Source organism: Chitinophagaceae bacterium (assembly GCA_016710165.1).
In the GTDB taxonomy this organism is placed as follows: Bacteria; Bacteroidota; Bacteroidia; order Chitinophagales; family Chitinophagaceae; genus Ferruginibacter.
The window spans coordinates 1-8018 of sequence record JADJLJ010000010.1 but is presented as its reverse complement, the minus strand read 5'-3'; the positions used below and the strand labels follow the sequence as shown (position 1 = coordinate 8018).

At 39.2% G+C, this 8018-nt stretch carries 13 protein-coding genes; all 13 read right to left on the bottom strand.

Annotated features, from left to right (window positions below; genetic code table 11):
• The coding region (locus IPJ02_18000; protein ID MBK7377370.1) for a hypothetical protein at window positions 1–230 on the bottom strand (230 nt) is incomplete at its 3' end.
• Window positions 231–669: 439 nt separating this feature from the next.
• The gene (locus IPJ02_17995; protein ID MBK7377369.1) at window positions 670–1419 is read right to left on the bottom strand and encodes a hypothetical protein; all 750 of its coding nucleotides are present in this window, start codon (window positions 1417–1419) and stop codon (window positions 670–672) included.
• Between the two features lie 466 nt (window positions 1420–1885).
• A complete protein-coding gene (locus tag IPJ02_17990; protein MBK7377368.1) occupies window positions 1886–2200 on the bottom strand; it encodes a hypothetical protein in 315 nt (104 codons plus the stop codon).
• Entirely contained in the window at window positions 2200–2655 is a 456-nt protein-coding gene (locus IPJ02_17985; protein MBK7377367.1) for a hypothetical protein, read from the bottom strand. Before IPJ02_17985 ends, IPJ02_17990 begins: the two co-directional genes overlap by 1 nt.
• 483 nt (window positions 2656–3138) lie before the next feature.
• Window positions 3139–3477 carry a hypothetical protein gene (locus tag IPJ02_17980; GenBank protein ID MBK7377366.1) on the bottom strand — a complete coding sequence of 113 codons (339 nt, stop codon included), beginning with the start codon at window positions 3475–3477 and terminating at the stop codon, window positions 3139–3141.
• Window positions 3478–3753: 276 nt separating this feature from the next.
• On the bottom strand, window positions 3754–4320 hold the full coding sequence (locus IPJ02_17975; protein ID MBK7377365.1) for a hypothetical protein: 567 nt from the start codon (window positions 4318–4320) through the stop codon (window positions 3754–3756).
• A 40-nt stretch (window positions 4321–4360) separates the two neighbouring features.
• Window positions 4361–4711 carry a hypothetical protein gene (locus IPJ02_17970; protein ID MBK7377364.1) on the bottom strand — a complete coding sequence of 117 codons (351 nt, stop codon included), beginning with the start codon at window positions 4709–4711 and terminating at the stop codon, window positions 4361–4363.
• A 120-nt stretch (window positions 4712–4831) separates the two neighbouring features.
• Window positions 4832–5074: a hypothetical protein gene (locus tag IPJ02_17965; GenBank protein MBK7377363.1), complete on the bottom strand. Its 243-nt coding sequence runs from the start codon at window positions 5072–5074 to the stop codon at window positions 4832–4834.
• Window positions 5052–5588, bottom strand: coding sequence for a hypothetical protein (locus tag IPJ02_17960; GenBank protein MBK7377362.1), 537 nt, complete (start codon window positions 5586–5588; stop codon window positions 5052–5054). The genes IPJ02_17965 and IPJ02_17960 overlap by 23 nt, the downstream gene beginning before the upstream one ends.
• A 35-nt stretch (window positions 5589–5623) precedes the next feature.
• The gene (locus IPJ02_17955; GenBank protein MBK7377361.1) at window positions 5624–6604 is read right to left on the bottom strand and encodes a hypothetical protein; all 981 of its coding nucleotides are present in this window, start codon (window positions 6602–6604) and stop codon (window positions 5624–5626) included.
• A 68-nt stretch (window positions 6605–6672) separates the two neighbouring features.
• A complete protein-coding gene (locus tag IPJ02_17950; GenBank protein MBK7377360.1) occupies window positions 6673–6816 on the bottom strand; it encodes a hypothetical protein in 144 nt (47 codons plus the stop codon).
• A 45-nt stretch (window positions 6817–6861) separates the two neighbouring features.
• A complete protein-coding gene (locus tag IPJ02_17945) occupies window positions 6862–7050 on the bottom strand; it encodes a hypothetical protein (GenBank protein ID MBK7377359.1) in 189 nt (62 codons plus the stop codon).
• Between the two features lie 563 nt (window positions 7051–7613).
• Complete coding sequence (locus IPJ02_17940; GenBank protein MBK7377358.1) at window positions 7614–7751, bottom strand: hypothetical protein; 138 nt, start codon at window positions 7749–7751, stop codon at window positions 7614–7616.
• Between the last annotated feature and the right edge of the window lie 267 nt (window positions 7752–8018).

Sequence of the window (8018 nt, the reverse complement as noted above, 5' to 3'; positions counted from 1 at the left end):
AGATATTCGGCATACTGAATTTTTGTAACAACTTTCTTTGATTGTGTATTTCTGGCTGTATTGTGTACGGCCATGGTGTCCATAGCGATCATAGAGCCTTCTTCAATACTTCCAGCCTCCTTCCAGTCAGCCGGGTCAATACCTCCGCAATGAAGAAATACCGGGGGAGGAAGAAGATTGTTGTATTCATCTTTACCAAATAATATGGCTTGGTTTACATCTTGGGGCAACGGGGTATTATACAATCGAACCTTATCTTCTTTGCCTTTATACCTCTGTTCTTCAGTAATGGGCACCCACTTAACCCGGCCAAAAACCCCTTTTGGCCTCCGGTCTTTTCTTCCTACTTCCCAAATCGGATTTTCCCATTCATAATGGCCCCATTCAAAGGTTTTTTCTGACCTTTGCAGCATTTCCAGGTCAACATCAAGTTCACCTCCCTTTGTATCTCCATCATGGCCTTTTGCTTATCGCACTTGCCAAATTTATCAAAAGCGCCTTCCCAGGATTCATACGCCGGTATGTGATGGCATATCAATCCGCTTATGGTTTGCCCTTCACTATTGCCGGTAATGGTTTTAAGTTCTGATTCAAAAAATATTTTCCGTGCCGCCCTGAATGATTCGCCATTGTCTTCCGGGGTATAGTTAAATAACCAAGCCCTGCCATTTATTTTACTCTGATCTTAACAGCTTCTTTATTGGTTCTCCAAATCTCACCAAAATTCTCTTTATACTTAGTAGGCTCATCAAAGGTGATATCAGACATTACCGCAACGTCAAAAGCCTTATTTTTTGTTGGCACACAGGTAACTGAAGTATTCAGATCATCTTCATCGGTGTTGTATTTTACTTTCTTTGAGCTTGTATATGACTTCGCAAAAACGATATTTCCATCATTCAATGACCTGCTCCTGTAATCAGCCCGTAATGGGGAGATCAACCCATTGTAAGAATACATGAAATAATCATTGAAGGTCTTAGCGGCTTGGTTCAAGTCAATATTCATATAGCCGAGGTTCCTGTTCCTGTATAATGTGGCTTTATTCAGGTAATACCCGGACCAGTGAATGTTGGTAATACCAGTCTTTTTTGCTTTAGTAAGAAATAGGCCCAATATGTTTGGATGCTCATTGAAACGGCTTGTATTACAGTGATGAATTAAATACAGGTAGTCCCTTTGAAATTCACGGTAGTCTGCATAATTACCTTTGCCATCATGCCGCTGTATTCTTGCATACATTAAGAAAAAATAATGGTCGCCGGTTATCCAGGTAACTTCCGCATTATTCATAAAATGGATGCCGCTTAACCTGCGTTCTGTTTCCTGCTGGTAGATACGATCTACATATTTTGAATCTTCCGGGTTGAGGGAAACCAATAGGCCATCGGAATCATAATTGGTTGCCGCCTGGTCCATCTTGGTATAATTAGGAATAAAATCAAACCATATCTTACGATAGTCGTTTTCTGAAATAAATTTATCCCTGTCCCAGTATTGATTATCTTTTGATTGTTTTAAAAAGAAAATATCCGATTGCTTTAATGGGATCGGAATTTTGATAGTGTGTTCTCCTACCTGAAAATCTTTATATTGAATCACCTTTGGGCATAATGCGCTGGGCTTCGTGTTGTTTTTCTTTGTTTTGAACTATCGGTTAAAAGCCTCCACTGCACCTTTTAACTTACTGTGGTTTTGAATAAATGTTTCTTTTGCCACATTCATCATGCTTAGAAGAGTTTGGCTATGAATTGCATTTTTCATCTTTTGTTCATAATTCGTTTCTTCGCTTGCGTTAAGTATCTCTCCTACTGCTGAACTAAGCATTTGTGCCCTTAAATCCCGGTATGTGCAGTATTGTGTCCAGTTTTCATCGTTTTGATAGTCAAGGGAATGTCTGTATTGAATCAATAACAGATTTGTTCTTTAATTCTACAACTGCTCCATACAATTCTTCTGGCAGATTAGCTTTTGCAAATATGATCGGCTTAATTTTACCCCAGTTATATCCATCGGTTGACAGCATATCGCTATCTATGCCATAACCCCATACAATATATTTTGCCACGCTTGAAGCATAAGGATTAATATCTTCATCATTCACCAAAAACCCAAAAATGTCCCACAGGTCAACTTGCTGTAAGTAATTCTCAAAATTTTCTCCTTTAAATGTTGATATTGATATTACAGGGTTAATCATCAATTTATTTTTTCTGTTCTAACAATGGTGGGCCGAAATCCACTTAAAATCCTTACCTGATAATAGATGTAATCTGTGCCATTTATTTTATGGTCGAATTCCCCAACCGGCATACGCCAATCGGTAATATAAGTAAAGGTTGATTGGTCATTCGAACCGTATATTTCAATTCGGGCAGCAACAATTTCTTTTGAGTATATCCTTAAACTATCTCCTACTTTTGATAGTGAGAAATTTACTGCCATTCCTTTGCAATTACAGGCGATAACATCCATGCCTGGATATTGCATCATGCTTTCCCAAAATACACCATGACCACCATCATTAAAATGCAAACTGTCTGCACTTAGATATCCGGGTGCAACCTTCCCGGTACTATCAGCCCTTAATAAGGGGTACCATATCCCAAGATAATGATCGTGGTATGCCATAGCTAAAGCTAAATTCAATTTCAACGCCGTGTCTTTATACCCTTGCTGTGTTACCGGGCCGCAAATGTTTTTTGCCGGGTGCCATACCAGTCATAGCGCATTTTACGCCCTGCTTTTCAAGTGTATCATGCAGAAATCGAAGATTATTCAGCGTTTCTATTGTATTCATGTATTGAACAACAAAATCATTTCCACTATATTCCATTACAACAAAATCCGGGTTAAAATTTAATGCTGTGTCAACATTTTTTGTGGAATTACTTTGGTAACTCCATGCTGGCATAAAGTTCTCGTGGTTTCTCACCAGTACATAAAATACTTTCAATTACAGTACGTACTTTGTTTCCAAGTATGCTTTGAATCTTGAACCCCAGGAAGAATCAAAATTTTGCGCTCCCGCTCCAGAGCAATGGGAATCGCCAGACCTTACGATACGCAGGGTATCTTTGTAATTATACTGGGCTGAAAGGCTTAACGATATAAATAAAAGAATTGGTATAAATCTCATTAGTTTATTTTTATCCAGTTTGCACCGGTGCTTTGAAATTGTGCTGCACTGCCTGTTGTCAAAGTTCCGGGAGCAGAGCCATCAATAGTTTGTGCGCTTGTTGTCGCTAATGTCAAATTGTTTCCACTGGTATTCTTCACAACATAAATTCGTCCAGTACAACCAACGGCTGTAGGAAGTGTAAATGTATTAGTACCAGATGTAAAATGAATTGTATAGTCAACATCGGTTGCCGTGTAGTCTCCAGTTTTTGCAACATAAGAAGCTTCAAAAGAACCGCCAACACTAACAGTTGATGTAGGAAGCAAAGTATTAAACCCAAAGAGGCTTTGTGCCATTTAACATCAGAACCATGCAAAACAGTTAAAGCGTTGTGCCTGTTTGATGTTGCTGAACCATTCCCAATAATAAATATTCGGTTATTTGCTCCGATACTTGTTGGTAATGATGCGTCTGTGGAAATTTCATTATACGCTCCAAATCCAGCCCCGCCAAATGTACCCGTTTGAGCATTATTTGTTGCAAATGCCGCTTGCCTGGAAGCGATGCTTGAACTTCCGCAAGCAAATGAATAATTTCCGGATGCTTGTGTATTTCTATTTATGGATACCAAGCTACTCCGAAGCACTTGTTTGATAACCTCCACTTAAAGAGTAATTTGAAGATATTGTTGGCTGGTACCCAAATATAAAATTATAAGTACCTGTTTGAGAAATTGCGTTAGGGCTAAAATTATACCTATAATTGCCATCCCCGCTTATAGAGGCGACTTGTAAATTGTTTGTCTTAACTAAAAAAGACTGTGTATTTGTAGTGCCTATAAAATCACCGGAAGAAGCGGCATTTCCTGTTGGTCCCCATTTATTATCAAATTGCGTATATTTTATGGATGAAAGATAGCCATCGTTCACCCCGGATGCAGCCGGGATTGAAATTACATCGGCAGTAATATCTAATGGTAAATCAGCGGCTAAAACAGCGCCTCCACTACTACCACTGGCAACGACTGACCAATAAGACTGATTCCAATATACCACTGTGTTGTCCAGTTTATTAATAGCCAGCATTTTTATTGTTGGCTTCCATGTGGTATCGATTGTATTTAAGGCACCCTTTGTTGGGCTTTGTGAATATCCTGCCATCGTTATAAGTGAAAACAGGAAAGTGAGTAGCTTTTTCATTGTATGTTTTTTTAATTTTCTTTAAACCATTTTTCAGCAGCTAATTTAGCTGCTTTGCGATCACCGGCATCCAAAATAAATTGAGGATTGCCTTTTTCATTGATAAACATAAAGTTTTCCCATCCGGGGTGCTTTTCAAGGTCGTCCATTTTTCTATTCCTACTGCTTTAAATCTTTCAATGGCTTTTGGCCCTATACCTGGTAAAATTGTAACGCTGCTATTCCGCTGGTAAGCGCCCCAGTCTTCCAATGCGCCACCACCTAAAAACGCCTCTGGTACATTGGATGGCTGTTTGAAGTCCGAAGATACATTTCTTCCAGTTAAAGGCGATGAGATCCAATCGGCTAATTTAAACCAGTCCTTATATGCCCTCCAAAGTGGTACTGCCATCTGATCTCCAGCTATGCTTGCCAGTTTACCTCTTGCCTGACTTTTTTCTCCAGAACGGTAATATTGAAAGGCATCAGCTACTTTGCTTGATAAAGAATAATCACTACGATGCCTCCTGTTTTACGTAATATAATTAAGCGCACCCATTTCTGCATCCTTTCTCAGTATCCAATAATACTGCAATAGCATTAAATCGGGCGCAACTTTTTTGAACAGCCTGTTACCCATGTAATTGCTTTTTATCTGCTTCATTACATTTTCTTCGGAAGTAAGTTTTTTAATTTCGTCCTTTACTGCTGGAGTTTGAACAGATTTTGAAAGCTCTGCCAGTCTTTTTCTTTTACGCTCTTCTTTCATCATCACCACCTGCTGTAAGAAGATAGTAAGCAATATATCCAGCAAGCGTGTATGTCAAACCTGCCATACCCCTACCTATTTGATTACGGGCACCTAACCGTTCTTTAACTGATCTCTGAATAGCTTCTGCATTTTTAAAATCCAATTCTACACTAAAATCGGGACCGTGCATCCACTTACCTAAAAATCCAGAAGCGATGCCTAAACCAAGTCCTGACTGTGCCCGTAACACTATCCAGTTTGTTGCACCACCAGTAAACCGAAGTATAAATCCATTTAAAAAAGTTGTACCAAGTTTATGCCATGCAAGTTTATTCCAGTTGTTTTCAGTTCTTATTTTCTGCTCCTTTTTTACCATACTATCCCGTGAATTTTTAATCATTCTTGATAACGGGTTATTTGGTTCATGCCCCAGTCCATACCCTGCAACGTGATAACTTCCTTTAAGAGTTGATACAACTATTTCTGTGGCTTTTTCCTTGTCGGTAAATAAACCATCGGTGTTCAGGTTTGCTTTCACCAGGTCATTAGCAAGACGGATTATGGTATTGTCATTTACAGGTATTGAATACTTTGCCCCAGCTTTGAATTTATGCTGTTTAAAATGGCTTCTGCATTCGTTTTAGCCTCCTGATACTTTTGCCCGTGCAATGCTTCGTTTAAAATATTCTCTGCTTCCTGCGCTGTTTTACCGTGCTGCAGTAATGCCTGATACATTGCATTATGAAAAGTCTTATTTGTGATAACTACTTTATTGGCACTGTCAAAACCTAATAAGCCCAGTCTGGCCGGGGCCATTAATACAAACAAGGCAGATTCAGCCTTTTGTTTTAAGCCACCTTTCCAGTTGAAGCGAAGTGAATTTGAATACAGTTCCCGTGGTGCAAAGCTGCCCACTTCTTCACCGTATGATTGTCCTCTGGTGAATACATCTGCTAAAACAGATCGGTAAGCCTCTCTATCTTCCTGATTGGTGAATTTAGATTTCCCAATACCAAAAGGTGCCATAGTATCTTTAATACCAGATAGCCAGTTTTCAAAAATTGTCAATGGTCCCATTAGCATTCCGGTAAGAAGAACATCAACGAAATTTTTAATCGCTGACATTATTTTCATTAACCTTGTTTTGTTGTTTATATTTCTCTGAACTATACGGTCAATAGAACGCTGAATACTTTGAAGAGCAGATGCAGCAAAAATACCATCACCATAATTTTTATCAATTTCCCGGTACAGTTCTGATGCAGCTTTTGCCAGTCGTTCAATATCTTCCAAGTCCTCCGCTTGCAGGTCGGATATACCAATAACACTACTTAAAAGTTTATCGTGTGCGTTTTGGAAAATCCCCAGGTTATTTAATTCAGCCAGCCTTTTAAGGTCTGTTTTTCGATTACTTGCCCTATCAAGTGCGTCTGATTTACTTTCCAACTTATTTAAACGCCATTCTAAAATTTTAGCGTTCATATCATTCACTTCATTTTCAAATGAATCTTTTACGCCCTGAATTACTGAATCGGAATATCCTTTGTTCCTCATTACCCTGTCAATGTTGTTAAACAAGTCCAGTACACTTCCTACCTCATCTGATAGTTTATTCCAGTCAATTACGGTTTTGAAACTGCCATCAGGATTTGGCTTTTTAAGCTGTTTGCCAGTACCCGGCTTCTTTGAAAATTTGAGTAATGAATGTTTTTGCTTTCACCTTTAGAAAAAGCAGGAGTATGATGCAGCTTTAATTTATCGGTCATTTCACGCCATTTTGGGCTGTAGCGTAATCGCCCCGGCTTTCCATTTCAGGTGGCATCGGCAAGCTGCTCCTTCATGGAATCAAACAGATCCGCAATACCGTTTAAATGACCATTGATATCAGTCATGCCCAGTTGTTCGTAACCAAGCGCCTGGTGCAATAATTCTTCCCAGTCCTTTTGGGCTTCCGGTATGCTGTTATTGTAAGTTTTAATTTTCGCTGTATGCCTTTCCAAAGCGCTTCCTGCATCATACGCATATCAGAATATATCGGGTCCGTTGTCGGAGTGTTAAGTTTGGTGAACATATTTAAAATACCGTTCACAACCTCCATATCCGGGCTATTCTGGCCTATTTGTCTTTCGGTCTGATCCGGTGCCTCCAACCTTGCGGCACGGTTTATTGCATCATTATACGACTTTAAAACGTATTCGTTCACATCATGGTCAGAATTAAATTGAGCGTATGATTTTGGAAGCACATCATTGTAAATATACCCAACGGTTCCCAGGTCAACTTCAATCCCGTTAATCCTGATATCATTGTAAATAGATTGCAGTCCGGCATCCTAATTTTTAGATACGCTCATACGCAATAAACTCAACAAGATCGTTAAGGTCATGCCGTAATGTGGTATTTTTTATTAAACATCCAATATCTAACATTACTTACACTTATTTATAGCGTTTTTAATCCTGTCAACAATATCTGTTAAACCGCCTTTCTTTTTAATTTCTTCGGCTTTTGCTGCTGCGGCTTTTTGGGCATCAGTAGGCCATATTCTTTTTACCCTGCTGCTTTATTTTAGCATCATTATTTTTCTCTGCTGCCTCGGCATCTGCTTTGTCTTTTCAGCCTGTGTTATTGCTTTAAATTCTTCAATACCTGCCTGTACACGGGCTTCAATATCCATCTGCTCTGCCTGTAATTTACGCATTAAATTTTGGTCCCTGATCTCCTGTTCTTCCAAAATCTGGTTAGCAAAATATCACCCATATACTTATCCCGGTACAGACGCAATAATCTACCTGCGGCAAGATTTAGCCGTGTACATCATATAATCCTGATAGACTGCGGTAACGGCATTTTCCAGTGCCCGTAACTTGGTCCATTTTTTCAGGGTTACGATAAATTTCTTCTTTTTATTTCTCCCCAGGAAGGTTGCCATCAATACCGCTTTTTTGCCATCAGGCTTTTATCGGTA